The sequence below is a fragment of the Microbispora sp. H13382 genome (assembly GCF_014161445.1).
In the GTDB taxonomy this organism is placed as follows: Bacteria; Actinomycetota; Actinomycetes; order Streptosporangiales; family Streptosporangiaceae; genus Microbispora.
Map to the genome: position 1 here is coordinate 346,054 of NZ_JABBXA010000007.1, position 26,236 is coordinate 372,289.

The 26,236-nt window shown below is 70.5% G+C and carries 20 protein-coding genes; 12 read left to right on the forward strand and 8 right to left on the reverse strand.

What is annotated here, in order from left to right:
- Nucleotides 1-65: 65 nt before the first annotated feature.
- Complete coding sequence (locus tag HHX41_RS17395; RefSeq protein WP_182906774.1) at nt 66-824, forward strand: ABC transporter ATP-binding protein; 759 nt, start codon at nt 66-68, stop codon at nt 822-824.
- A gap of 68 nt (nt 825-892) precedes the next feature.
- Nucleotides 893-1,633 (forward strand): ABC transporter permease, encoded by a 741-nt coding sequence (locus HHX41_RS17400; protein WP_182906775.1) that lies wholly within the window; start codon nt 893-895, stop codon nt 1,631-1,633.
- Nucleotides 1,634-1,783: 150 nt separating this feature from the next.
- Here the strand turns inward: HHX41_RS17400 and HHX41_RS17405 are convergent, their stop codons facing one another.
- Nucleotides 1,784-2,875 (reverse strand): winged helix DNA-binding domain-containing protein, encoded by a 1,092-nt coding sequence (locus HHX41_RS17405; protein WP_182906776.1) that lies wholly within the window; start codon nt 2,873-2,875, stop codon nt 1,784-1,786.
- Between the two features lie 118 nt (nt 2,876-2,993).
- A complete protein-coding gene (locus HHX41_RS17410) occupies nt 2,994-3,605 on the reverse strand; it encodes an FMN-binding negative transcriptional regulator (protein ID WP_182906777.1) in 612 nt (203 codons plus the stop codon).
- Between the two features lie 87 nt (nt 3,606-3,692).
- On the opposite strand from HHX41_RS17410, the gene HHX41_RS17415 reads away from it, so the two are divergent.
- A complete protein-coding gene (locus HHX41_RS17415) occupies nt 3,693-4,316 on the forward strand; it encodes a DUF4240 domain-containing protein (protein WP_182906778.1) in 624 nt (207 codons plus the stop codon).
- 9 nt (nt 4,317-4,325) lie between these two features.
- Here HHX41_RS17415 and HHX41_RS17420 read toward each other — a convergent pair whose 3' ends face one another.
- Nucleotides 4,326-5,054 carry a cyclopropane-fatty-acyl-phospholipid synthase family protein gene (locus HHX41_RS17420; RefSeq protein ID WP_182906779.1) on the reverse strand — a complete coding sequence of 243 codons (729 nt, stop codon included), beginning with the start codon at nt 5,052-5,054 and terminating at the stop codon, nt 4,326-4,328.
- A 290-nt stretch (nt 5,055-5,344) separates the two neighbouring features.
- On the opposite strand from HHX41_RS17420, the gene HHX41_RS17425 reads away from it, so the two are divergent.
- Both HHX41_RS17425 and pntB read left to right on the forward strand, forming a co-directional pair.
- Nucleotides 5,345-6,904 carry a Re/Si-specific NAD(P)(+) transhydrogenase subunit alpha gene (locus HHX41_RS17425; RefSeq protein ID WP_182906780.1) on the forward strand — a complete coding sequence of 520 codons (1,560 nt, stop codon included), beginning with the start codon at nt 5,345-5,347 and terminating at the stop codon, nt 6,902-6,904.
- A 2-nt stretch (nt 6,905-6,906) separates the two neighbouring features.
- Nucleotides 6,907-8,304, forward strand: coding sequence for a Re/Si-specific NAD(P)(+) transhydrogenase subunit beta (gene pntB, locus HHX41_RS17430; protein ID WP_182906781.1), 1,398 nt, complete (start codon nt 6,907-6,909; stop codon nt 8,302-8,304).
- Between the two features lie 54 nt (nt 8,305-8,358).
- Here the strand turns inward: pntB and HHX41_RS17435 are convergent, their stop codons facing one another.
- The 3 genes from HHX41_RS17435 to HHX41_RS17445 all read right to left on the reverse strand — a co-directional run bounded on the left by HHX41_RS17435 (nt 8,359) and on the right by HHX41_RS17445 (nt 12,102).
- Entirely contained in the window at nt 8,359-9,606 is a 1,248-nt protein-coding gene (locus tag HHX41_RS17435) for a mannosyltransferase family protein (RefSeq protein ID WP_310742034.1), read from the reverse strand.
- Between the two features lie 283 nt (nt 9,607-9,889).
- Nucleotides 9,890-11,011 carry a SagB family peptide dehydrogenase gene (locus HHX41_RS17440; RefSeq protein WP_182906782.1) on the reverse strand — a complete coding sequence of 374 codons (1,122 nt, stop codon included), beginning with the start codon at nt 11,009-11,011 and terminating at the stop codon, nt 9,890-9,892.
- Nucleotides 11,008-12,102, reverse strand: a complete 1,095-nt coding sequence (locus tag HHX41_RS17445; RefSeq protein ID WP_182906783.1) for a tetratricopeptide repeat protein — start codon at nt 12,100-12,102, stop codon at nt 11,008-11,010. Before HHX41_RS17445 ends, HHX41_RS17440 begins: the two co-directional genes overlap by 4 nt.
- Nucleotides 12,103-12,665: 563 nt before the next feature.
- Between HHX41_RS17445 and HHX41_RS17450 the strand changes: the two genes are divergently transcribed.
- From HHX41_RS17450 to HHX41_RS17475, 6 genes are all read left to right on the forward strand, one after another.
- Entirely contained in the window at nt 12,666-13,631 is a 966-nt protein-coding gene (locus HHX41_RS17450) for a TIGR03885 family FMN-dependent LLM class oxidoreductase (RefSeq protein WP_182906784.1), read from the forward strand.
- Between the two features lie 409 nt (nt 13,632-14,040).
- Entirely contained in the window at nt 14,041-15,657 is a 1,617-nt protein-coding gene (locus HHX41_RS41825; RefSeq protein ID WP_182906785.1) for a RyR domain-containing protein, read from the forward strand.
- 289 nt (nt 15,658-15,946) lie between these two features.
- A complete protein-coding gene (gene rph / locus HHX41_RS17460) occupies nt 15,947-18,538 on the forward strand; it encodes a rifamycin-inactivating phosphotransferase (RefSeq protein WP_182906821.1) in 2,592 nt (863 codons plus the stop codon).
- A gap of 378 nt (nt 18,539-18,916) precedes the next feature.
- Nucleotides 18,917-19,891 (forward strand): AraC family transcriptional regulator, encoded by a 975-nt coding sequence (locus tag HHX41_RS17465; protein WP_182906786.1) that lies wholly within the window; start codon nt 18,917-18,919, stop codon nt 19,889-19,891.
- A gap of 110 nt (nt 19,892-20,001) precedes the next feature.
- On the forward strand, nt 20,002-21,225 hold the full coding sequence (locus HHX41_RS17470; protein ID WP_182906787.1) for a styrene monooxygenase/indole monooxygenase family protein: 1,224 nt from the start codon (nt 20,002-20,004) through the stop codon (nt 21,223-21,225).
- Complete coding sequence (locus HHX41_RS17475; RefSeq protein WP_182906788.1) at nt 21,222-21,698, forward strand: flavin reductase family protein; 477 nt, start codon at nt 21,222-21,224, stop codon at nt 21,696-21,698. The genes HHX41_RS17470 and HHX41_RS17475 overlap by 4 nt, the downstream gene beginning before the upstream one ends.
- A gap of 161 nt (nt 21,699-21,859) precedes the next feature.
- Here the strand turns inward: HHX41_RS17475 and HHX41_RS17480 are convergent, their stop codons facing one another.
- A complete protein-coding gene (locus HHX41_RS17480; protein ID WP_182906789.1) occupies nt 21,860-23,041 on the reverse strand; it encodes an NAD(P)/FAD-dependent oxidoreductase in 1,182 nt (393 codons plus the stop codon).
- Between the two features lie 80 nt (nt 23,042-23,121).
- On the reverse strand, nt 23,122-24,066 hold the full coding sequence (locus HHX41_RS17485) for an RNA polymerase sigma-70 factor (protein WP_182906790.1): 945 nt from the start codon (nt 24,064-24,066) through the stop codon (nt 23,122-23,124).
- A gap of 969 nt (nt 24,067-25,035) precedes the next feature.
- Between HHX41_RS17485 and HHX41_RS17490 the strand changes: the two genes are divergently transcribed.
- The gene (locus tag HHX41_RS17490; RefSeq protein WP_182906791.1) at nt 25,036-25,842 is read left to right on the forward strand and encodes a hypothetical protein; all 807 of its coding nucleotides are present in this window, start codon (nt 25,036-25,038) and stop codon (nt 25,840-25,842) included.
- The last annotated feature ends 394 nt before the right edge of the window (nt 25,843-26,236 follow it).

Consider the following 26,236-nt stretch of genomic DNA (forward strand, 5'->3'; position numbering starts at 1 on the left):
GCGTCCGATCGCGGCGGACCCCGGTCCGATGCGGCGGCGTCCGCCCTCGCGGTGGACTGAACGGCGTGATCGAGTTCAACCATGTCAGCAAGATCTACGGAACGGTGACGGCGCTCGACGACGTGTCCTTCACCGTAGGGGCCGGAAGCGTCACCGGCTTTCTCGGGCCCAACGGCGCCGGGAAGTCGACGGCCCTGCGCATCCTGGTGGGGCTCGCCCGCCCCTCGTCCGGTTCGGCGACCGTGCTCGGCCTGCCGTACGCCGAGATGGCCGGCCCGGCCCTGCGGGTCGGCACCCTCCTCGACGCCGGGGCGCGGCATCCGGGCCGCACCGGCAGGGAGGTGCTGACGCTCGGCGCGATGACCCTCGGGCTGCCGCGGACGCGGGTCGGCGAGGTGCTCGACCTGGTGGGACTGACCGAGCGGGAGAGCCGGCGGACGGTCGGCGGCTACTCACTCGGGATGCGGCAGCGGCTCGGCATCGCGCACGCCCTGCTCGGCGGTCCCGAGGTGCTCGTCCTGGACGAGCCCGCCAACGGCCTCGACCCCCAGGGCATCCACTGGATGCGCCGCCTGCTGCGCGACCTCGCGGACGCCGGATGCGCCGTGCTGCTCAGTTCGCACCTGCTGCACGAGGTGGAGCAGGTGGCGGACCGCATCGTGATGATCGGCCGCGGCCGCGTGCTCGCCCAGGGCACGGTCGACGAGCTGAGCCGGGGCCGCGGCCTCGAAGAGACCTTCCTCGAACTGACCGCGCACGAGGACCGGAGGAGCACGGGCGCCGGCGCGTTCCCCGGCACCGACGCGGGCCGGGGCGCCGCATGAGCCGCGCCGGGCGTCACCCGAACGACATCGCGGGGGCCGCGCCGAGCCCCCTCACGAAGGACGGCACGATGACCGCGACCACACCGATCCCCTTCCGCAGACTGCTCCTCGTCGAAGCCCGCAAGCTCGTCGACACCCGCAGCGGCAAGATCATCACGATGGTCATGCTCGCGCTGGTGGTCGCGTCCATCGCCGCGCGCGGCGCCGTCGTCGGGCCGAAGTCGCAGACCCTGGTGGGCACCGCCGGGATCGCCCTGGGCACTCTGCTCCCGGTGCTCGCCATCCTCACCATGACCGGCGAGTGGACGCACCGCACGGCGCTGACCACCTTCGTGCTCGAACCGCGCCGCCATCGCGTCCTCGCCGCCAAGAGCCTGCCGCCCCTGCTCGCGGCGGTGGCGCTCTCGCTGTTCGCCATGCTGGTCGCGGTGCCGATCACGGCCGTCGTGGCCGTGGTCAGGACCATTCCCGCCGATTGGGGGGTGCAGCCGATCTGGCTGCTCGGCTGGACGGGGGTGAACGTGCTCGTGGCCGCGCAGGGCCTCGCCCTCGGCGCGCTGCTCCTCAACGCGCCCGCCGCGATCGTGATCAGCCTGTCGACGCCGGTCCTGTGGGCCGTCGTCGGCAGGCTCGGCTCGGTCGGCGCGGGGCTCGCCGAGTGGCTCGACCTCAACACCACCTGCGCTCCCCTGGTGAGCGGCGACATGACCTGGAGCGAGGGCGCCAGGCTCGCGGCGTCGGCGGCCTTCTGGATCGTCCTCCCCATGGCCGCCGGCCTGGTCCGCGTGCTCCGCAAGGAGGTGACCTGACCCGAGCACACCCGTCCCTGCGGGCCTGCGAGGTACGCGCCGGCCCGCAAGGCCGGGCACGGGTGACGTGGTGCGCACCGCCCGCAGGTCGGGCACGGGTGACGAGGTGCGTGCCGGCCCTCAGGGCCGGGCACGGGTGACGAGGTGCCTCTAGAGCCGGTCGAGGAGCGTCGCCACGCGGTCGGTCTCCGCGGCCAAGAGACGCTCCGGCACCGGCTCGAACAGCTCCACGACCGGACGCCCCTCCTTGGCCTCCCACACGCCCGCCACCCGGCTCCGGTGGATGACCACGGGCGAGATCCAGCCGGCCGTCCGGCTCACCTTGGGCCGCGCGGCCTTCGGCAGGAGCGGTTCCAGGTCGCGCGGCGCACCCAGGATGAACTGGTCGAAGCCGGGCAGCAGATGCACGTCCTCGGACGGCGGGCAGGCCAGCAGGTCGTCCAGAAGCTCCGCGGGCAGCACGGCGGGCATGCCCTCCACCTCGACCTGCGCCAGCTCGGGCTCCAGATCCCGGAACCAGCCGCGCAGGACGGCCTTCGGCGTGGCGCCGCGGAACAGCCAGGCGTCGAACATCCGGGGAGTGGCCGGGCCGTGGGCGCCGAGGAAGGCGCGGAGCACCCGCACTCCCCCTTCCTCCGCCGAAAGCGCCTCTCTCCCGCCCGGCAGCCAGCCGGCGGGTGCGGTGAAGGTGACCCTGCCGTCCCGCGGCGGGCCGTAGCACAGCTCGCCCAGGAAGCTGAGCGGCTTGAGCAGCGCGCCCCAGCCGGACGTGAGGGCCTGTCTGAGGTGGACGTCCCCGGTCACCTCCATGACCGCCTCGACCAGCTCCTCCCGGGTCAGCACCCGGCCGGACAACGCACGTGGAACGGCGTCCACGACGGCCTCGATCTCCCCGGCGGACACTCCGTGGCCACGCTGCCAGGAGGCCTTCTCCCAGAACCTCAGCGACCCGAGGGCCGCGCGGTAGGCGGGGAACTCGTCGGCGGGGAGGAGGTGGAGCGTGCCGCGCATCGTCCAGGTCTTGACCAGCGTGCGGTCACGCCACAGGGCGTCCTCGATTTCTCCGGGGCGCGGACTCGCGTGCCGCACGGCGACGGCCAGCGCCGCCGACGAGGCGACCTGGGCCTGCACCCCGCACAGACGCCGCGCGATCGCCACCGCGTCGTCACCGCTCGCGGGCTCGACGAACTGCCGTCTCAGCCTCCAGGAGAGCACCTGCGCCCACGTCGTCTCGGCAACCACGTCACACTTCTACACCTCGGGTGCGACAAGTCGCGCACCCCGAGGTGCACGGTCGTACCGCTCCCGCCGGGCGACCCCGCAGGCCCCGGGCCCGGCAAGGCCCCGGACCCTGGCCCGGTCAGCCGAGCCGGCGCATCAGGTGGTCGCGGGCGGCGCGGTCGCCGGGGGCGCCCCGCTCCGCGAGGCGTTCCGCGACGTACCGCCGGTGGGCCTCGTCCACGTTCCCGCCGTACTTGAACTTGCCGTTGACCTTCTGGACCGCCAGCCGGAGGCCGCGGATGCCCGGCAGGCTCCGGTGGTGCTCGGCGGGGTCGGCGAGATCGTGGTCCAGACGCGCGAGCTGGGCCCGCAGGATGCCGAGTTTCCCGTCGGGATCGTCGACGATCTCCGCGCGGCAGACCAGCTGGACGGCCGCGTAGTACGTGGTGGGGATACCGAGCCGGGGATCCTCGCCGGTGCCCGGCAGCGCCTTCCAGCCCCCCTCGACGTACGCCCAGTCACCGGCCACCGACATGACCACGGCCGGGTTCTCCACGATCGCGGACCAGACCGGGTTCGGCCGGGCGAGGTGCAGCAGGATCGTGGACGCGTCGGCGAGGAGGAACTGCGTGGGCACGATCACCGGCACGTCACGGTCACGCCCGGACGCGATGAGGTGACCGAACTCGTTGGCGCGGACGAAGGCCAGCGCCTCCTCGTCGGCGGCGGAGTCCCAGGGATGGATGAGCACACCCTTACTGTACGCAGAGACATCCGCCCTCCCCACGCGCAGGATTGGCCCGGCCCGCACCTACCTCCCGGTGTCACTATCGCCATCGTGGACATCGACCAGTTCTGGCGCCTGATCGAGCAGTCCGCCCGGGAGACCGAGCGGAAGCAGGCCCGCTTCGAATGGCTGCGGGACCGGCTGGCACAGCGCCGGCCGGAGGAGATCGTCGATTTCAAGGAGCTGCTGTCGGCGACGGAGAAGAAGGCCTACACCTGGCTGATGTGGGGCGCCTTGCTGGGTCTTTTCGGCTACGGCGGCGACGACGGCTTCCGGTATTTCCGCCTGTGGCTCGTCGGTCTGGGGCGTGACGCCTTCGAACGGGTCGCGCGCGAACCCGACGCCCTCGTCGAACTACCCGCGATCCGTCACCTGCTGGGTAAACAGAGCGCATGGTTACGGCGGCCCGATCACCTGGACGGCTCGGCGTGGAGCAACGATGAGTGGCCCGACTTCGAGTGGCTCGAATTCGTGCCCGACGCCGCATGGGAGCAGGCGACCGGTGAGGACGCCGACGGGCTCTACGCGGCTTATCGGGCACGCGGCCACGACCCGTCATGCGTACCTCAGCCGGGGGGCGAGGAATGGGACGTCTACGACTGGGACGAGACGGCCCGCAGGCTGCCGAGAGTCGGCCGGTACCTGAGGGACCCGCACCGCGGCATCGACGACTGAGGCCGGCGCTCACACACGCCGCAGGAGCAGGGTGACGAAACCGAGGGCACTGCGGTAGCCGCCGAGCCACATGTCGCGGTGCTCCCGCATCACGGCGAGCGCCCGGTCACCGTCGGGGCCGGGGTTGTCCGCGGCCCAGCGCGCCAGCGTGCCGGTCCACGACCATTCGTACTCGTCCCACTCCGCCAGGTCGCTCACGTGGGCGTAGACGGTCAGCCACCCCTTGGACTCGGCGGCCTCCACCGTGCCCGCGAGATCCGGGTAGTCGCCGATCGCTTCGAGGACCTCGGGAGCGGGAGGCCGTTCCCAGTACCCCTCCCCCACCAGCGCGAGGCCGCCGGGCCGTACGAACCCGGCGAGAGCCTCCATCGTCTCCGTCAGCCCGCCGAAGGCGTGCGTCGAGCCCACACACAGCCCCAGGTCGTACGGCTGGGCGACGGTGAAGGCGTCGGCGGACATCGTGTGCAGCGTCAGCCGGTCGGCCAGCCCCCGCCTGACGGCCGCCTCGTTCGCGGACGCCACGGCGTGCGGCGAGATGTCGACACCGTCGGCCCGCGCGGACGGGTGGAGTTCGAGCGCCCGGAGCGACCACTCGCCCTCGCCGCAGCCCAGGTCGAGGATGCGGGCCTCCTGCGGCAACGCCGCCCGGCGCAGCAGCCGGTCGAGGGACGCCGCCGAGACGGGCGCGGCGATCGGATGGTCACGATGAGCGATGGCGCTGAGCAGTCGTCGATCCACGTCGCCATCCTCGCAAGGAGGACGGGACCTCCGCATCCGCATATGACGGCCCGGCCCATGCCGGCCAAGCATCACCGGGCGACGAACCGCCGGCGGGCATGCCTTGATCCGCAGGCAGAGAAGTCGGGACAATTTCCTCGCCAGTCGCATCGAATCGCATCCCTTTCACCGCCGCCCGGACGGCGGCGCGAGGCGTGCCGTCCGTACCACCGCGAGCCACGAGTGAGCGGAGGACGGCGGCCACCGCAGGGTCGGCCAACCCGACGACCCGCCCGACAGGAAGGACCGTGATGAGTCACTCAGCGCAACGCCTGGGCGTGGTCGCCGAATCGGCGCCGGGCGAGACACGCGTGGCGGCCACCCCGGCCACCGTCCCGCAACTGGTCTCGCTCGGCTACGAGGTGGTCGTCGAATCGGGCGCCGGCCGGCGGTCGGGCTTCACCGACGACGCGTACGCCCGGGCCGGAGCGCGGATCGGCGACCGCGAGGAGACGTGGAGCGCCGATGCCGTGCTCAAGGTGAACGCCCCGGCGGCGGACGAGATCACGGCGCTGCGCGAGGGCGCCACGCTCGTCTCGCTGATCGGCCCGGCGGCCAACGCCGACCTGGTGGACGCGCTCGCACGACGGCCGATCACCGTCCTCGCGATGGACGCCGTGCCGCGCGTCTCCCGCGCGCAGGCGCTCGACGTGCTGAGCTCGATGGCGAACATCGCCGGCTACCGCGCCGTCATCGAGGCCGCGCACGCGTTCGGGCGGCTCTTCACCGGTCAGGTGACCGCGGCGGGGAAGGTCCCTCCGGCCAAGGTCCTGGTGGCGGGCGCGGGCGTGGCGGGGCTGGCGGCCATAGCCACGGCGGCCAGTTTGGGCGCGATCGTACGGGCGACCGATCCCCGTCCCGAGGTCGCCGAGCAGGTGCGCTCTCTGGGCGCGGAGTTCCTCGACGTCGGGGTCGCGCAGGAGTCGAGCGCGGACGGGTACGCCAGGCAGACCTCGCGCGACTACGACCGCCGCGCCGCCGAGCTGTACGCCGAGCAGGCCGCCGACGTGGACATCGTCATCACCACCGCCCTGATCCCCGGGCGTCCCGCCCCCCGGCTGCTCACCTCCGAGCACGTGGCGCGCATGCGCCCGGGCAGCGTCGTCGTCGACATGGCCGCCGCGCAGGGCGGCAACGTCGAAGGCACCCGCCCCGGCGAGGCGGTCGTCACCGAGAACGGCGTGACCATCATCGGCTACACCGACCTCGCGGGACGGCTGCCGGCGCAGGCCTCGCAGCTCTACGGCACCAACGTCGTCAACCTGATGAAGCTGCTCACCCCCGGCGAGGACGGCCGGCTCGTGCTGGACTTCGACGACGTCGTGCAGCGCGCGATGACCGTCGTCCGCGACGGCGAGAAGACCTGGCCGCCGCCGCCCGTGCCGGTGAGCGCGGCCCCCGCCCCCACCCCCGTAGCCGCGGACCGGGGGACGGCGCCGTCCTCCGCCGGGAGACCGCCGTCCCCGCCAGGACGACGACGTCACCTGGTCACCGCCGCCGTCGCCGCCGCGCTGTTCGTCCTGACCGCGTTCTCGCCGAACGCGCTGATCGAGCACGTCACCGTCTTCGTCCTGTCGATCGTGATCGGCTACTACGTCATCGGCAACGTGCACCACGCCCTGCACACGCCGCTGATGTCGATCACGAACGCCATCTCCGGAATCATCGTCGTCGGCGCGCTGCTCCAGATCGGGCAGGGCGGCACGGTCGTCGCCGTCCTGTCGTTCGTCGCCATCCTGCTGGCGAGCGTCAACATCGTCGGCGGCTTCGCCGTGACCCGTCGCATGCTCGGCATGTTCACGAGGAGCTGACCGTGACCCTCGCCACGGCCGCGCAGGCCGCCTACATCGTCGCCGCCCTCCTGTTCATCCTCAGCCTCGCCGGCCTGTCCAAGCACGAGACCGCCCGCTCCGGCGTCGCCTCGGGCATCTCCGGCATGGTCATCGCGCTGGCCGCGACGGTCGTCCTCGCCGCCGACGGCAGCGGAACGCTCGCGGTGATCCTGCTCGCGGCCGCCATGGCGATCGGCGGCGCCATCGGGCTCTGGCGGGCCCGGATCGTCGAGATGACCGCCATGCCGGAACTGATCGCCATCCTGCACAGCTTCGTCGGCCTCGCCGCCGTCATGGTCGGCTGGAACGGCTTCCTGGAGGTCGAGGTCGGCGGCACCCGGCTCCCCGGCTCGCTGCTCGGCATCCACCATGCCGAGGTCTCCATCGGCGTGTTCATCGGGGCGCTCACGTTCACCGGGTCGGTCGTCGCGTTCCTCAAGCTGTCGGCCCGGATCGACGCCAAGCCCATGATGCTGCCGGGCAAGAACGCCCTGAACCTCGCCGCGCTCGCGGCGTTCGCGGTCCTGACCGTGGTCTTCGTGGCCTCCCCCAACCTCGGGATCCTCGTCGCGCTGACGGTCGTGGCGCTGCTGCTCGGCTGGCACCTGGTCGCCTCCATCGGCGGCGGGGACATGCCCGTCGTCGTCTCGATGCTGAACAGCTACTCGGGCTGGGCGGCCGCGGCGTCCGGGTTCCTGCTCGACAACAACCTGCTGATCGTCACCGGCGCCCTCGTCGGCTCGTCCGGTGCCTACCTGTCGTACGTGATGTGCCAGGCGATGAACCGGTCGTTCATCTCCGTGATCGCCGGGGGTTTCGGCATCGAGGCGGGCCCCGCCGGCGACCGCGACTACGGCGAGCACAGGGAGATCACCGCCGTCGACACCGCCGGCCTGCTGAAGGAGGCCAAGTCCGTCGTCATCACCCCCGGGTACGGCATGGCGGTCGCGCAGGCGCAGTACCCGGTCGCCGAACTCACCCGCAGGCTGCGGGAGCGCGGCGTCGAGGTGCGGTTCGGCATCCACCCGGTCGCCGGTCGCCTGCCGGGGCACATGAACGTGCTGCTCGCCGAGGCCAAGGTGCCGTACGACATCGTCCTCGAGATGGACGAGATCAACGACGACTTCGCCACCACGTCGGTCGTCCTCGTCATCGGCGCCAACGACACCGTCAATCCCGCGGCCGTCGAGGACCCGGACAGCCCCATCGCCGGGATGCCCGTCCTGCGCGTGTGGGAGGCGGACAACGTCGTCGTCTTCAAGCGGTCGATGGCCACGGGGTACGCCGGAGTGCAGAACCCCCTGTTCTTCCGCCACAACACCAGCATGCTCTTCGGCGACGCCAGGCAACGCGTCGAGGAGATCGTCGCCGCTCTCTGACGCCGCCGCCCCCGGGCCTCCCCGGCGCTCCGCGCGGCCGGACGACCGGGCGGCTCAGCCGGTCCAGGAGCTGTTGAGGAACGAGAACGTCATCGCCACCACGAGCGGCCCGATCACGGTGGCGTAGACGATGATCACCGACCTGTGGCGGGCGCCCGCCCGGCCGATGAGCACCCACAGCGGCCACCACAGCAGCGCCGATCTGGGAATCGACATGTAGAACGTGGAGGTGACCAGCGCGCCCAGTTGCAGTCCGACGTAGACGAACTCGGCCCAGCGGCGGGCGAGGAGCAGCCAGACGAGCAGCAGCACCCCGACGATCGCCGCCGCGATCTCGAGCCGGAACATCGGCCCGAACCCTTCGTCCCCGCCGGTCGAGTCCCAGGTGGTACGGAACGCCTCCCAGGGCCAGACCGGTTTCCGGCCCCATCCGGTCTGCTGCGCGTTGTTCCAGGCCAGCCAGTCACCGGTACGGGAGTGCTGGTAGGCGGCGTACGCGAGGAGCGGCGCGAACGGCAGCGCCAGCCAGGCTCCCCGCCGCCAGCCCGCCCAGCCGTCCCTCCGGATGCGGCTCACGACGAACTCGACGATCAGCGCGACGGCCAGGAACAGGCCGGTGATCCGGACGCAGGACGCCCCGGCGGCCAGGGCACAGGCCAGCGGCCAGGCACGGCGGCGGGCCGCCAGCCAGGCGGGCAGCGCGAAGGCGAGGAACAGCGCCTCGGAGTAACCGGCGAACAGGAAGACGGCGGGCGGGCACAGCAGCAGCGCCAGGACGGCCCAGCGGCCCGCGCCGGCGGGCCCCTCCACGTCGGCGAGCCGGGCCAGCGCCACCACAGCCACCGCGCCGGCCACGAACGAGATGACCAGGCCGGCCAGGATCCAGTCGTCGACCACCAGATGCACCAGGCGCATCGCCAGCGGCATGCCGGGGAAGATGGCCGGCAGCCCGGGGTCGGGCTCCAGGTTCGGATCGCCGTCGTACCCGAACTCCGCGATCTTCCGGAACAGGCCGACGTCCCAGTGTTTCCACCGCTCGAGCAGCGGGGCGTGGCTCTGGCCGGACACGATCAGCGCGCCGTAGAGCGCCACGAGGAGCATGCCCGCCCTCGTGCCCACCCACAGCAGCAGCGCGTCCCGGACCGTGGCGCTCTTCCTCAGTGGCTCCGGGGCTCTCCCGGATTCAGGAGTTCTTCCGGGTTCGGGGGGTTGCCGGGGTTCCAGGACGGGGGCCTTCTCATCCGGCCCGGTCCGCTCCCCGCGCTCAGGGTCGTGGCCGGACTCCTGGACGGCAGCCGTCACCTGACGCCCTCCCCTCTCGTCGCGCACCTGCCCGCCCCCGCCGTGCGTCCTCCTGCCTGCCGGCAGGGGCCGCTGCCCGTACGGGCATACGGCAGCCACCCCGTGATCAGGGATGGTGTCAAGAGCCGCAGGAGCGGCACCAGACCGCGGCCCGCCCGGCGGCCGCCCCCGGAACCGCGCCACGCACTGACCTGCGAAGTCACGCCGGCGCGAAGCGGCGCGACCGGCGCCTCGCGTGAAAGTTGCAGCGCCCCCGCCGGCGTCCCGGACGGGGACGTACGGGTCAGCGGGCGGGCGCGGTGCCGATGACGGAGGTGCCGATGACCAACTGCCCGGTGGGATCGCACCCGAGGAGCTCCTCGACGAGCTGGTCGCGCAGGGCCGCGGTGAACGTGATGTGCAGACCGGCCGCGGTGGCCAGCAGGTAGACGGTCTGGCTGAGGTGACCGACGTCCATCAGCAGCGCCCTGTAGACACGGGGAAAGGTGTACTTCCACTGGTTGCGCGCGATCACGCTGGTGTAGAAGATCAGCGCTCCGGCTCCGGCGACCCAGTCCTGGTCGCCGACCGCGGCCACGAGCCGCTCGTCGTCGAGACGGCGGCCGAGGTGTTCGAGGCGGTGGTCGGCCGCGGCGTAGTGATAGGCGCCCGGGGCGAGGCCTTCGACATCGCGGGCGTAGAGGTAGACCTCGGTGGGATGACGGGCGCCGCCGGACGGGCTGGTCTTGAACACCCGCTGCCAGGAGTCGGTCAGCACGCCGCCGGGGTCGAGGGTGACGCCCGCCTGGGTCAGGGGGCCGCCGGCCCGCGGCAGAGGTCCGGCGGCGGTCTTGAGCAGGGCGGCGACGACGTCCAGCGGCAGCGCCGTGCCGCCGAAGTGGCGGCGGCTCCGGCGCCGGTGCAGCACGTCGATCAGGTCGCGGTGCCGCCAGACGCCGGGATCGACGTCGGGCAGCGCGTGGCGGGAGACGGCGGGCAGGGACCAGAACGCCGGTGGCGGCGGGTCGGTGAGGACCTTGGCTTCGAGCTCCTCGTTGTCCTGTTCGGCGGTGCGCATGGCGGTGCCCGCGTGGGAACGACTGGAGAAGTGGTAGGCGCGGGCCAGGGGTCCCCACGGCCGCCATGCCTGTTCGATGGCCTGTTCGCGTTGATGGCGAGGCCCGTTCTCGCGGATCAGGACGTCGTTGTCCGCCAGCACGGTGGCGACCTTGTGCCAGTGGTCGGCCTCGCCGGGATCGTCGGCCATCTCCCGTACGGAGTCGAGTGGGCGGAAGCCGGTGAACCAGCGCAGCACCCGCTCGACCCCGTCGACCAGGGCGAACTGGCGATGGTCGAGGTAGTCGTCCCAGACCAGTTGGCCGGCGTCCCAGAGCAGGGCGCCGCAGGCGGACAGGCGGACGTTCACGATGGCGTCTCTTCTCGGGCGGGGGCGATCGGCTCTTCTCGGGCGGGGGCGGTCCGCCGACGCGGCTCCACGTCCGCGGGCGGCAGTTCGGCGCGCGCGGCCGCCAGGCCGCGGCGGGCCGCCGCGAGGTGCGGATGGTCCGGCGCGGCCCGCCGTAGCGCCTCGACCGCCCGTCCGTAGCAGGCCTCGGCCTGATCGGGCCGGCGGCGGGCGCGGTGCAGTGCGCCGAGGTTGATCAGGGTGATGGCCGACTCCGGATGTCCCGGGCCCAGAACCGCGTCCTTGACGGCCAGTGCGCGCGTGTAGCGGGCCCGCGCCTCGTCCAGGTCTCCCCGCCGGTGTGCCAGGGCGGCGAGGTTGTGCAACGCGGCGGCGACGTCGTGGTGTTCCGGGCCGTACGCCGCCTCGGAGACGGCCAGGGCGTTCCGGAGCAGCGCCTCGGCCTCGGCGGGGCGCCCGCAGCCGTCCACGAGCGCGGCCCAGGCGGCGAGGTCCGCGGCGACCCTCGGATGCCGCTCGCCGAGGAGCCGGGCCCGCACCTGCGTCGCGCGCCGGGCCCACGGCTCGCCTGCCGCGTGGTCGCCGCGCGCGTGTGCGAGCCCGCCGAGGTTGTGACAGACCGTGGCCACGTCCTCGTGTTCGGGGCCGCGCGCCTCCTCCAGGATCTCGAGAGCGCGCCGGTACAGTGCCTCGGCCTGCGGGAAGCGGCCCGTGTACTTGCCCAGCACGCCCCACTCGTTGCAGAGCGCGGCCACCTCCACAGATCGCGGGCCGAAGGTCCGCTCCGCCGCGGGGAGAGTCAGGGCGAACAGCAGCCCGGCCCTGCGGTAGTCGCCGCGCATGCGCCACAGGGTCGCCAACCCGATCTGGGCGCGGACCCGTACCCCCGTCAGGCCGTCGCCGCGCCGGGCCTGGCCGTCACGCCGGGCCTGGTCGCCGCGCCGGGCCTGGTCGACGGCGGCCCGCAGAGCGCGCTCCGCCTCCGTGAAGTCGTTCTCGCCGCGTCGCCTCAAGCCGTGCCGCAGCAGTTCCTCCGCCGGCATCTGCTCTATCGCGTCTACCGCGGAGCCGGGATCCGCCCTACCGCTCACCAACGCCTCCCGAACCACCTCGCCGCACCAGGGGCGGTTGTGCCCCCGGGTGTCCCCCCGCGTTCCGCTGCCACCGGCGTCCGCCCCCGGGCTCGCCGGAGCCCCGGGGCGGACGCACATCGCGTCACGACAGGCCGGGCGCATCACGCGGATGCGCGCGTTCCCGGCCCGTCACGGTGTCACGCCTCGATGAGGATCTCGTTGTGGTTGTAGGTCAGCGCGGCGTCCGGCGTGCTGTAGGCGTCCTCGCGGACCTCGAACACTTCCGACGAACCCTGGGACATAGGTGTCGCTCCTTTCACGAGCTCCGGAGCGGGGATCACCGTGGCAGCACCGCTGCTCAGGCTCTGACGCACGTACGATCCCAAGAGGAAAGATCGTCAGGCCATATCCAGTCTGCGGCGAAATCACCCGGAATTCTGGTCATGCGCCTCCGGCCGCATTCGGGTCCATGGGAGAATCCGCAGGCCCGCCGCCGGAAACAGCGTCGGTCCGGCGGTACCGAGCAGGTACCGAGCAGGTGCCGAGGTTGGCTGTGGCTTCGCTGGGTAGCCGCGTCTCGCATGACGGAGTATGGAATCCACGCCTCCCACGAGCAGATCCCGCCCGCCGCTCTCCTCACCGCGATGGTCGCCGCCGAACGTGCCGGTTTCGGCACCGCCATGTGCTCCGACCACTTCTCCCCCTGGAGCGAGCGGCAGGGCGAGTCCGCCTTCGCCTGGTCCTGGCTCGGCGCCGCCCTGCAGGCCACCGGGCTCACCTTCGGCATCGTGAACGCGCCCGGGCAGCGCTACCACCCGGCGATCGTCGCTCAGGCGATCGGAACCCTCGGTGCGATGTTCCCGGGCCGGTTCTGGGCCGCATTGGGCAGCGGTGAATACAGCAACGAGCACATCACCGGCGGGCCGTGGCCGCGCAAGGAGATCCGCGACGCCCGCCTGCGCGAGTGCGTGGACGTCATCCGCGACCTGCTCGACGGCAAGGAGGTCACCCGTGACGGCCTGGTGACCGTGGACCGCGCCCGGCTGTGGACCCGTCCCGAGACGCCGCCCCCGCTCATCGGCGCGGCGGTGAGCACCGGCACGGCGGCCCGGTGCGCGGAGTGGGCGGACGGCCTGATCACGGTCAACGGCCCCGAGGACCACCTCCGCGAGATGATCGCGGCGTACCGGGAGGCGGGCGGGCGCGGCCCGGTCTGCCTGCAGGTTCACCTGAGCTGGGCGCCGACGGAAGAAGAGGCGGAGGCGATCGCCCACGACCAGTGGCGCAGCAACGTCTTCGGTCCGCCGGTGAGCTGGGACCTGGAACTGGTGGAGCATTTCGACGTCGTCTCCGAGCACGTGACCGTGGAACAGGTGCGCTCCGTGGTCAACGTCTCCTCCGACCTCGGCCGGCACATCGACTGGCTACGCGGGTACGCGGCCCTGGGATTCGACCGCGTCTACCTGCACCACGTGGGCCAGGACCTGTTGCCGTTCATCGAGACCTTCGGCGCCAAGGTCCTGCCCCACCTGCGCGGCAGCGAGTGAGATCGCGGCGCGACGCCCCGACGCCGCCCCGGTTCGGGCGCGCGCCGTAATTGATTGCCCCGAGTTCGCCTGCATAATGCCCGGCCGTCCTGTTTGGGGGCGGAGTTCGCGCTCGACGTTGAGATTCGGCCATTCCGAAGGAGCGGGGTGCGCCCGAAACACCTGAATTGTGATCATGCCCCTGGACCCGACCGGGAAGGGCCCGCACACTGGATGAATCACACGATGCCACCCTGAACGCCTTTGCCACCTCACGGGCGGCCGCCGTGGAAACAGGTCAGGATCGAGTTGCGCCGTATTCGCGACCGGGCGTGAGGGGACAAGGAGCAGTATGCCGAGAACGACGCCATTTGCGAAGAGCGTCCGGGAACGGGCCTTATCGGCAGCCCGAATCGGGTTCGCGGCGACGGTGGTTCTCGCCGTCATACTGGGATTCTGGGGCCTGGAGTCGTATTCACACAGCGCGTCGTACGCGCTCGGCCGGAGCTTCTGGGATATCGCCTACTACGATCTGCAGCTCTTCGTCCTGGGTGCGGCCCCGCTCGACAACCCGGGGCCGTTTCCCTGGCCGTTGCAGGTGGCCCGGTTCCTCGCGCCGGCCGCGACCATCTACGCCTTGTTCGAGGCGGGCCGGGCGGTGTTCGCGAGCGAATGGCAGCGCCTGTCGCAGCGGCGCCGGACCGGGCACACGATTGTCGTCGGTGAGACGCCGATCGCCGACGCCATGGTCGACGGGCTGCGCCGCAACGGGCTGGTGCTGCGCGCCACCGCCGGCGACGCCGAATCGCTGCGCGACACGGGCATCGCCGGTGCCAGGTTCGTCTACGCCTGCGCCGACGACCGCGACGACAGCAGCGTCAACGTGTTGGTCGCGGCGACCGCGAGGCAACAGGCGCGCACGAAGAAGGCCGGCGACCTGTACGTGTACGCGCACGTCAGCGACCCCGCGTACGCGCTCGCGCTGCGCGCCCGCCACCTGAGTCAGCCGGTCACCGGCGCCGACTTCTTCAACATCGACGAGCTGGCCGCCCGGGAACTGGTCCGGCAGGAGGCCGGCTCGTTCCGCGACGGCGAGCCGCTCGTCGTGGTCGTGGGGCTCGGGCCGTTCGGGCAGGCGATCGTTGTCGAGCTGGCACGGATGTGGCAGGTGTCGGCGCGCGCGGACGAGAAACTCGTCGTGGTCCTCGTGGATCGCGACGCCGAGGCCGTCGGGAGGGATCTGCAGCGGCGCTGGGTGGCCGTCGCCGAAACGTGCGAGCTGAGGCCGGTCGCCGACCTCTCCGCGGTGTTCCGCACACCGGCCATGCCCACTCCCCATCGCGTCATCCTGTGCCACGAGGCCGAAGAGGAGGCGGTGCGGGCGGCGCTCACCATGCCGGCCCTGTGGCAGGGCGGGGAGCGTTCGGTCGTCGTACGCCTGGACCGCCTGAGTGGCCTCGCCGACGTGCTCGGCGGCGGTGACGGCAGCCTGCTTGACGACGTCGAGGGTCGGCTGCAGCCTGTCTGCGTGGGCAAATTCGTCGTCGGTGCCGACGCGGGCAAAGCAGAGCGTATCCACGAGGACATCTACGAGCGTCTGGCACAACTGATCCATCACAACTATCTGCGGCACGAGCTGAAGAAGGGCAACGCCATGGGCAGTGCCCCGGCGATGGTTCCGTGGGAGGACCTCGCCGAGGACTACAAGCAGGCCAACCGGGCCCAGGCACGGGACATAGGCAACAAGCTCACCGACGCCGGCTGTACGGTGGCGCCCCGCACCGGCGCCGGGGTCGAGCTGGACGACGACCCCCTGCTCGAGACGCTCGCCGAGCAGGAGCACGAGCGGTGGAGGGCTGAGCGCACGGCGCAGGGGTGGACGTGGGGTGAGCAACGGGACGACGAGGCCAAGCACCACCCGAGCCTCGTTCCGTGGGAGAGGCTGCCCGAGGAGGAGAAGGACAAAGACCGTGCCGTGATCTGCGAGATAGGCGAAGTGCTCGCCCACTGCGGCCTCGAGATAGTCCGCCTCACCCCGGTCCGATAACGTCTGCCACCGCCCCGAACCGGATTCGTCATCGCGTGCCATGGGGCTGACCGGAGGCGCTTCATCAGGGCGAGCGGCGGCATCCTGCGGCGTAGCAGCGTGCGAGGGGTATCGCATTGTCGCTGGTCACAGCGTCGACGGGGCCGGCCATCCGGCCTTGCGGCCAACTCCCCCGCCGTTATCACCATATATCAGATTCGCGCATCTCATGAGGTGCCGGAAAGTGCTTCATACTTGCCCGTTGCGAAGCGACCAGACGAACGATGGAGCAAGGCGATTGCGCTACGTGATGGGTTTCGAGGAAATCGGCGGGACGAATGTCGCGGACGTCGGCGGAAAGGCGGCGCATCTGGGCGAGCTCTCCCGAATCGACGGCGTCCGCGTGCCGGACGGCTTCTGCGTCACGACGGACGCCTTCCAGCGGGTCGTGGCCGAGGCGCCGTCGATCGACGCTCGGCTTGATGCGCTGTCGCGCGTGGAACCGGACGACCGCACGGCGATCCGCACCCTGAGCGCGGACATCCGTCGCGCCGTCGAAGGTGTCGCGGTTCCCGAAGATCTTGTTGCGGCGATCGGCGAATCGCTCGCCCGGCTCGGGGAGCACGCCTCCTACGCGGTGCGTTCCAGCGCGACGGCCGAGGACCTGCCGACCGCGTCCTTCGCCGGCCAGCAGGACTCGTACCTGAACATCGTGGGCCTGGAGGCGATCGTCCGGCACGTCCGGAGGTGCTGGGCCTCGTTGTTCACCGAGCGGGCGGTGACCTACCGGCGCCGTAACGGCTTCGACCACCGGAAGATACGGATGGCCGTGGTCGTCCAGCGGATGGTGTTCCCGGACGCGGCCGGGGTCCTGTTCACCGCGGATCCCGTGACCTCGAACCGGAAGATCGCCACCGTGGAAGCCGGCTGGGGGCTCGGGGAGGCATTCGTCTCCGGCCTGGTCGCCGCGGACGTCTACACGGTGCGCGACGACCAGGTCGTGACCACAGCGGTCGCCACCAAGCCGCGGTTCGTCAAGGCGTCGCCGGGAGGCGGTACCCAGGAGGTGCCGGTCGAGCCGCAGCGGCAGACGCAGCCGGCTCTGACGGATGCACAAGTCGTGCGCCTCGTGCTGCTGGGCCGGCGGATCGAAGCGCACTTCGGCCGGCCCCAGGACATCGAATGGTGCCTGACCGGCGACGAGTTCCACATCGTCCAGAGCCGGCCGATCACCACCCTCTTCCCCATCCCTGCGACCGATGACCAGGACAACCACGTCTACGTCTCCGTCGGTCACCAGCAGATGATGACCGACGCGATGAAGCCGCTGGGACTGTCCCTGTGGCAGCTGACGACCCCACGGCCGATGCACGAGGCGGGCGGACGGTTGTTCGTCGACGTGGCCCCCGTCCTGGCGACATCCGCGGGCCGCGCGCGCCTCCTCGGGACCTTCGGAAACTCCGACCCGCTGGTTCGGGACGCGCTGCAGACCGTCCTCGACCGCGGTTTTGTCCGCGCGCTTCCGGACGAGGGTTCCGGCCCCGCATCCGCCGGCGACGCACCCGCCCCGATCGAGACCGATTCGGCCGTCGTCACCCAGCTGATCGAACGCAGTCAGGCGTCCGTCGCCACCCTGCGGCGCGAGATCCAGGGTCTGTCCGGGCCGGCACTGCTCGATTTCATCCTGGCCGACATCGCTGAGCTGAAGCGCATCCTGTTCGATCCGCGGAGCTCCCAGGTGATCATGGCGGGGATGGAGGCGGCCTGGTGGCTCAACGACCAGCTCGAGACATGGCTGGGCGAGAAGAACGCGGCCGACGCGCTCACGCAGTCCGTCCCTGACAACATCACGTCGGAGATGGGGCTGGCGCTCCTCGACGTCGCGGACGCGATCCGGCCGCACGCGGACGTCGTGGCGTTCCTGCAGCGCGTCGTGGACGAAGGCCGGGAAGGCGACGGCTTCCTGGACGAGCTGGCCGGGCTGTCCGGCGGACGGGAAGCACGTGAGGCCATCCGGGGCTACCTCGACGAGTACGGCATGCGCTGCGCGGGCGAGATCGACATCACCAGGACGCGCTGGAGTGAGCAACCCGCCACGCTCGTGCCCACCATCCTCGGCAACGTCAAGAACTTCGAGCCCGGCGCCGGCAAGCGACGCTTCGAACAAGGACTCCACGAGTCACGACGGAAAGAACAGGAACTGCTGACGCGGTTGCGCGCCCTACCCGACGGGGAGCAGAAGGCCGAGGAGACCAAGCGGATGATCGACCGCGTCCGCACCTTCGCCGGATACCGGGAGTACCCCAAGTACGGCATGGTCAGCCGCTACTTCGCCTACAAGCAGGCGTTGCTGCGGGAAGCCGATCGCCTCGTCCGGTCCGGCGTCCTGCGGGAAAGGGAAGACATCTTCTTCCTCCGGCTCGAGGAGTTGCGAGAAGTCGTGCGCACCGACGATGTGGACGCCGAACTCATCCTGCAAAGGCGGGAGGCGTTCCGGTCGTACGAGGCGCTCACACCACCCCGGGTCCTCACGTCGGACGGCGAGGCCATCACCGGCCGGTATCGGCGTGACGACGCCCCACCCGGCGCGCTGGCCGGCCTCCCGGTCTCGGCCGGGACCGTCGAGGGCCGCGCCCGTGTCGTCACGGACATGGCGCGGGCCGACCTTGAGGCGGGCGACATCCTGGTCACCGCCTACACCGACCCCAGCTGGACCCCCCTGTTCGTCACCGTCGCAGGACTGGTGACGGAAGTAGGCGGCCTTATGACGCACGGGGCGGTTATCGCACGGGAGTACGGCCTGCCGGCCGTCGTGGGGGTGGAGCAGGCCACCCGGTTGATCCGGGACGGGCAGCGGATCCGCGTTCACGGAACCGACGGGTACGTCGAGATCCTCGCCTGAACCGTCGCGTCGGACCCGAACTCCAGTATTACCGGGGCCGGCGCCATTACCGGGGCCGGTGCCGGCGGCGTTTCCCGGCAGTGCGGCTGGTGCCGCCCGCGCGCGTCAAGATGCCCAAGCGGCGGATATATGGCCGGGCCGACCCCGGCCTCCTGCGCAAACGCGTCCTCCTCACCGATTGAGGCGGGTCAACGCGCGGAATCTGTGCCAGAGCCTGTATTGGAGCGCCACCGTCACCGCCCAGCGGAGAACGCGACCGAAAACGTACGCCGCCTGGTCCCAATAGGCACATCCCCGTAGAACGCGTGCTTTTCAGTGGAACGCCGAGAAGCCTCACGCGATTATCCGATTGACAGATCGTCGGAGTGGGGGAGATCGATGGATGTGCTGCTCGGCAACAGACCCGTCTTCGCCAGCACCGATCTCGACGAGGTCCGTGACGAGGTGGCGAGGGTCTTCTGCCCGCATCGGCTGGACCTGACGGGCGCGGCGTCCCTGCTGTCGGCCCGGTTCAACTCCGTCCGGCTCGGCTCGGTCCGGATCAGCTACCTCGACTACGGGGCCGACGTCCGCATCGAACCCGGCGACCTCGACACCTTCTTCCTGGTGATGATCCCGCTGGCCGGGCGCAGCCTGATCCGCAGCGGGAGCCAGGAGATCGTCTCGACCACGGCGACGGCGACCCTCGCCTCTCCGACACAGCATCTCGACATGCGATGGGCGGCGGGCACCCCCAAGCTGATCGTCAAGTTCGAGCGCACGGCGGTCGAGCGCTCGCTGGAGCAGATGCTCGGCGAGCCGCTCGACCGGCCGGTCGTCTTCGATCTGGGCGTGGACCTGGCCGCGGGATGGACGCGCGCCTGGCGGGCGATGGCCGACCTGATCGTCCGCGAGGCCGAGCACGACGACGGGCTGACCGCGCAGCCGCTGGCCGTCGCCCACCTGGAGAACGCACTGCTCACCTCCCTGCTCACGATGCAGCCCTCCAACTACCGGGAACGGCTGGCGGCGCCTCGGCCGCCCGTGCTCCCCAAGGTGGTGCGCCGGGCGCTGGAGTTCATCGAGCAGCACGCCCACCTCCCGATCACCACCGAGGACGTCGCGCGGGCCGTGGCGGTCAGCGGCCGGTCGCTCCAGGAGGGCTTCCGCGTCCACGTGGGCCGCACGCCGATGGCACAACTCAGAGAGGTACGGCTGACCAAGGTGCACGAGGAGCTCGCCGCCGGGGATCCCGCCCGCTACACCGTCACGAGCGTCGCCGCCCGCTGGGGCTTCCTCCACCAGGGCCGGTTCGCCGCGCTCTATCGCCAGAAGTACGGGCGGCACCCGTCGGAGACCCTGAGACGCGGCTGAGGAGGATCCCGCGCCAGATGGACGGAACCCGCGCTGAGCGGATGGATCACCGGGCCGCTTCGGCCGTAATTTCAGCTGAAACCTCAACTTTCAGCGGAAGGAACACCCTCATGCGCAGAGTCCTCGTCGTCGGCGCCGGTCAGGCGGGTCTGCACCTGGCCATCGGCCTGCTGCAGAACGGCTACGACGTCACAGTGATCTCCAAGCGCACCCCCGAGTCGATTCGCGACGGCCGGGTGATGTCGGGCCAGTGCATGTTCGGCACCGCCCGGGCACACGAGCGCGCGCTCGGCCTGGACTGGTGGGCGGACGCCTGCCCGCCCATCGAGGGCATCGAGTTATCTGTCCCGAGCCCCGCGGGCGGCAAGGCTCTCGGCTGGGCGGCCCGGCTGAGGACTCCCGCCCTCTCGGTCGACCAGCGGGTGAAGATGCCGGCCTGGCTGGACGAGGTCGAACGACTCGGCGGCAAGCTCGTCATCCACGACGCCACTCCGGAGGATCTGGAGACCTACGCGGCCCAGCACGACCTGGTCCTGGTCGCCGCGGGGAAGGGGGATATCGCCTCGCTGTTCGAGCGGGACGCGACGCGCTCGACGTACAGCACCCCGCAGCGGGCACTGGCGGTCACCTACGTCAACGGTCTCACCCCCCGGCCCGAGTACTCCACGGTCAGTTTCAACCTGCTGCCCGGCGTCGGCGAGTACTTCGTCTTCCCCGCTCTGACGCACAGCGGCCCGTGCGAGATCATGGTGTTCGAGGGTGTGCCGGGCGGGCCGATGGACTGCTGGGGCGATGTGCGCGGCCCCGCCGAGCACCTGGCGCGCAGCCGCCGGATCTTGGAGAGCTTCTTCCCCTGGGAGGCGGAACGCTGCTCCGGGATCGAACTCACCGACGCCGGCGGGGTGCTGACCGGGCGCTTCAGCCCCACCGTGCGCCGCCCGGTCGCCATCCTGCCATCGGGCGCGCCGGTGCTCGGGGTCGCCGACGTGGTGGTGCTCAACGACCCGATCACCGGGCAGGGCAGCAACAACGCCGCCAAGTGCGCCGCCACCTACCTCCAGGCCATCCTGGAGCGCGGCGAGCAGCCGTTCGACGCGGCCTGGATGCGGCAGACCTTCGATCGCTTCTGGGCGCAGGCCCAGCACGTCACCCGCTGGACCAACGCGCTGCTGGCCCCGGCCGAACCGCACCACCTGGCGATCCTGGGCGCCGCCGGCCAGGTGCCGGAGATCGCCTCCCGCTTCGTCAACGGCTTCGACGACCCCGCCGACTACGCCGAGTGGTTCATGGACGCCGACAAGGCACAGGCCTACCTCGACCGGGTCGCGTCATGAGATCGCTGCGCGAGGCGTTGGGGCAGTTCGCCACCGGGGTCGCGGTGGTCACCACCGCGACCGCGAGTGGGGAGCGGGCAGGGGTGACGGTGAACTCCTTCAGCTCGGTCTCGCTTGATCCGCCGCTGGTGCTGTGGTGCCTGTCGGACCGCGCTCCCAGCGCGCCCGTCTTCCTGCGCGCGGGGCGTTTCGCGGTCAACATCCTGGCCGCCGACCAGGACGAGCTGTCGCGGCGGTTCGCGACACCGGCGCCGGACAAGTTCGCCGGCCTGGACGTGCTCACCACCCCCACCGGGCTGCCCATGCTCGCCGGAACCCTGGCCACCTTCTCCTGCCGTACGGTGACCGTCCACGCCGGCGGCGACCACCACATCTTCGTCGGCGAGGTGGAGCACCACCAGCGGTCAGGAGGGGAGCCGCTGCTCTTCCACTCCGGCCGCTACCGCGAGTTCGCCTCCTCCCCGGGATGGTGAGGAGCGGACGGGCCCTTGCGCCTCCTGCGGGAGCCCGGCACCACGGCCCTTCGGCGGCCGGGGTGCCGCGACGTCAGCCTCGATCGGGCGACGACACGTCCGCGCCGCCCGATACCCGTCCGTACGGCGGCCACATCGGACTCGCCCGGCAACGCTCTTCGTCACGACCGCGTGAGGGGCCGGGTCTCCACTGCGCCGGTGACCGCGAGGTGGCGGCGACGGCTGGGCAGCATCATGGTCGGGTGGGAGATGCCCCAGGCCGCGCCGGCGCAGATCATCTCCTTGATGCGGGCGGCGGTCCGGCCCGTGAAGACGGTGGACGTGACCTGATCGTCGGGGGTCAGGCGCTGGATGATTCCATCGCGGCGTCCGAGGCTGATGCACTGCAAGGAGTAGCCGAGCGTGGTCTCGGGAACCTCGCGACCAGTCAAGCGCGCGGCGATGACGTCGGCTGCCAGCCACGCCATCGGGTTCGCCGAAGCGCAGGACATCCGCAGCGGCTTGCCACCCGCTCCTTCGGCGAGCGCGGCGTCGCCGACGGCGTACACATCGGGGTGCGAGACCGATCGCATGCCGGCGTCGACGACGATCCGGCCGCTGTCGGACACCTCAAGGGTGGTGGCGCCCGCGATCGGGTGCACGGTGAAGCCCGCGGTCCACACGGTCACCTGGGCCCGGATCTTGCTGCCCGCACCGGTGACCACGCCGTTCGCTTCGACGCGCGTGATGTCGGCGTGGTCGTGGACCGTGATGCCGAGCCGGTCCAAGGCGCCGCGCAAGTGGCGCTGGGCCTTGTCGCTGAGCCAGCCGCCGACGCGGCCGCGGGCGGCGATCGCGATCTCAAGGTCCGGGTGGGCTTCGGCGATCTCGGTGGCCGCCTCGATGCCGGTCAGGCCGCCGCCCACGATCAGCACGGTCCCACCGGGCTTCACCTCGCTCAGGCGCGCCCGCAGCCGGAGAGCGGCCTGCTTGCCGGCCACGTTGTAGGAGTGCTCCACGACGCCGGGGACGCCGTGATCGGCGATGGTGCTGCCCAGGGCGTACACGAGGGTGTCATAGGCGAGGGTCTCACCGCCGAGATCGACGGTCTTGCCTTCCACATCGACAGCGGTGACCCGCGCGGTCCGGACCTGTACGCCGGTGCCCGCGAAGAGGTCGCGCAGTGGGCGAGCCCGCAGGTCCTGCCCGCTCGCGAGCTGGTGCATGCGTATCCGTTCGACGAACTCCGGGTCGCCGTTGACCAGGGTGATCTCGATGTCGTCGCGGTGCAGCCGCTTCGCGAGACGCCCGGCGGTGATGGCTCCGGCGTACCCGGCTCCCAGGACGACGATGCGGTGCTTCATGGCTCGCTCCTATCTGGTTGCTTTCACCTCCTGAACCGGACAGGCGCGCGATCCCTGACAGCGAACGAGCGTGATCTGGGTCACCAATTCACCACCAGCGGGCGATGGGGTCCAGCGGCCGCCCACTGGCGCGCGATGCGCTGAAGTTTGTCCGGGTTGACCTGGATATGGATCGACGCCAGACCGTCGGAGGTCGCATCGAGGCAGAACACGCCGATGACCTGCTCGTCGACCTCGGCCAGCACGGCGGGACCGCCGTTGACGACGGCGGCATAGAAGGCGGGACTGCCACCGACGAGGGCTCGCTTGGCATCGCTCGGCTGGAACAGAGCACGCAGGTACTTCGCGATGCCCATCGCTCCGATGACCGGGGTCCTGCGGGCATGAACCTTGCCGCCGCCGTCGGCCATGCTGACCGCGTCGTCGGCGAGCAGCCGGATCAGTGGCTCGGTGTCGCCGCTGAGGGCCGCGGCGAGGAACTCCTCCACGATCTTCCGCGCGGCGACCACGTCGATTGCCGTGCGGGATCGTTCGACAGCCAGATGCTGCCTGGCACGCCGGTAGATCTGCTGGCAGTTCGACTCGGTGATGTCCAGGATCTCCGCGATCTCGCGGTGCGCGTACCCGAACGCCTCGCGCAGCACATACACGACGCGCTCGTTGGGGGACAGCCGCTCCATCAGGGTGAGCATCGCCATGGAGACCGACTCACGCTGCTCGAAGGTGTCGGCGGGACCGAGCATCCGATCTCCGTCCAGCACCGGCTCAGGCAGCCACTGCCCCACGTAGGTCTCCCGCCTGGCCCGCGCCGAGGTGAGCTGGTTGACGCAGAGATTGGTGAGCACCTTCGTCAGCCACGCTTCGGGCGTCTCGATCCGTTCCCGGTCCGCCGCATGCCAGCGCAGGTACGTATCCTGCACCGCGTCCTCCGCGTCACCCGCCGACCCCAGCAGCCGGTAGGCGATCGCCTCCAAGCGGCCCCTGGAGCTCTCGAACAGATCGACCTCGTGCGTGCGGAGCGACATCGCCCCATGATCGGTCATGCGCGCAGGTCGCGTCCACACCGTGTCCGCCGTGCCCAGGGGCGGGACCCGCACCGCCACCCGCCCTGACCTGGGCGTACGGTCCACGGCCGTCTGCCATAGACCATGCCGCACCAGCCATGCCGCCACCGGTTCCGGAGCCTCCACATTTGAGGGACCATCTGGGGGGCCACAGCGGGGCGGAGGGGATAGTCATTGGCGTCGGCGCAAGCGGAAGGCTACGCGCGATCAGCGGCACCGCGTACCCCGATAACCGGTCCTGGCATCTTTCCACCGCCGGCCGGGCCACCGACCAGCGGACCCCACCCGTGAGGAACGACACCGCCGCGCACCTGAGCGACGGCGACCATACCCAGGGCGCGGTCCTGGTCGCCGCCGGAGTGAGCCGGTTCCGATTGCGGACCGTTGCCTTCGACGACCCACACGAACTGCGGATAGTCAGGGAGAAATCGGCGTGGAGTCCCTGAAGCTCGGCCGCGACGCCCTCGATGTGAAAGCCCCGCACGATTTGCCGGCCGCGTGAGCACTCCTATTGCGGCCGCTGTACCGCCTCGATGGTCCGCCCTCTGAGGTACCGCCGAGAGTTGACCCACGACCCGAAAACCCGCGCGAGGTGCCGCGACTGATCCCTCGTGATACACATGAGGAATTCGGCGCAGCAAGCCTATTCTGTCCACGTCTACAGGCCAACGCCGGACATACGGTTGATTGGGAGGGTGCATGGCCGCAGCGAGGCGGTGGATCTGGGGCGTGCTGGTCGCTGTCACGGCCATTGCCATCCTGACCGGTTGTTCCTCAACCGCTATCACGTCGGAGGTCTCATGGCCGCAGCCGAGCTGGCATCCTCAGACCGGCCCCGATGCGCGTTTCGCGGCCGACGATCTTTGCCCGAAGGGCCGAGGGCCGAGGGGTCTGGATTGCCGTTCGAAAGCTCCCGGATATAAGGCATGCATGAAGCAGCATCCGGGGAAAAATTCGGCCATGCTGTGCCAGCAAGCGCTTATCGTCCGTATTGAATGCCGATTCGGAGAACGAGCCGCATTCCACATCGAACACGACTGTGCCTCGTCGTTCGAATCCTACGTGTCATGCCGGACGGGAACTCCGAAGCGGTCTGATGACGTGTGCGCCGCAGGCGAGAGAGAGTTCCTGCGTTGCCCAGAGAGTCTCGATCCGGCCGGCGATTTCAACTGCGTGAAGGCACGAGACGCCTACTACGATTGTCGCGGCGACACGCGCGCCGAAGACATATATTGCTCGACGTACATTGAAGTCGTCGGCGTGTGTTCCGCACTGCGGGTGAGGTGCTCCGACCTTCTCGACAAGTACCTCACGTGCACAGATAAAGGGTCCTCCCCCAATGAGTGCGCCTTCGGGTCGTACATGAGGCTCAACTGCCTGCATGACCTGAAATCCGGCATCTTTCTGCAGACCTCGACATGCGACTCCATCTGGAGTGAACACCTCAAAAATTGTTCCGGCACTAAGGGACTGGAGGTCGGCGGTCCTACGCCCTGTACACACGCCGCGAACTGGAACGAAGCGAGCTTTTCGATCTGCGAAAGGCAGGGCGGCTCCCCCGAAACCATCGGCGTGGCTTATGTCAACCCAAAGGACGACAGCAATTACCGATTGCCGATCTGCTGGGCACCTAAAAGCGAGAATCACCATATGAACGAGGAGGCCGAACACGCTATAGGCGAGAGGGTTGTCCGCGCCATACACCGCCTCGGCGAAACCCGCTACGAATCCATGTGATCACTTAGCCGTTCCCGTCCTCGCGCTTGGCGACAGCAGAGCCGATGTATTTCCGGCACGCCGATGGCACGACGAACGCGTCTCTTGTCGCAGTTCGCGATTTCTTCTGATCACGGCTGGCGGTCACCTCGCCGCCTTCAATGGCACGACGGTCAAGGAGTATGCCGCGAGGTGCGGACCTGCCCGCCTCTTCCCTACCCGATCTTTCCGTCTGCCTCGACCCACCGCGAAGCGGCAGCGGGCCGGCGACGGAAGGTCAAGCCCGTACTCGCGATGCTCCTATGACTGTCAAGCCGCTTGAACTGCGGCTTGTGGGGTGGCGTCTGGGGTGATCAGGTCCTTATAGACCTCTCTGGCGACGTAGCGTTTCAGGCAGCGGATGATCTCTTTCTTG